The sequence below is a fragment of the Thermobrachium celere DSM 8682 genome, assembly GCF_000430995.1.
GTDB lineage: Bacteria > Bacillota > Clostridia > Clostridiales > Caloramatoraceae > Thermobrachium > Thermobrachium celere.
The window spans coordinates 5932-6139 of sequence record NZ_HF951994.1 but is presented as its reverse complement, the minus strand read 5'-3'; the positions used below and the strand labels follow the sequence as shown (position 1 = coordinate 6139).

Annotated in this window: 1 protein-coding gene; it reads left to right on the top strand. The window is 39.9% G+C overall.

Going from position 1 to position 208, the window contains the following annotated elements; all coding sequences use genetic code 11:
* Window positions 1–208, top strand: a 208-nt coding sequence (locus TCEL_RS13340) for a Na+/H+ antiporter NhaC family protein (RefSeq protein ID WP_040683655.1), incomplete at both ends; no start/stop codon positions are given.

Genomic DNA, 208 nt, shown 5'->3' with positions numbered 1-208 from the left:
CAGTACTTACAGGAGCCATTTTTGGTGACCACTGCTCACCGATATCAGATACAACTATTCTATCATCAATGGGTTCAATGTGTGACCACCTACACCATGTTAAAACACAGCTCTATTATGCAGTTGTAGTAGGTGTTGTAACAGTTGTTTGTGGATATCTACCAGTTGCAATAGGAATACCAGTTGTAGTTTCACTTCTACTTGGTGT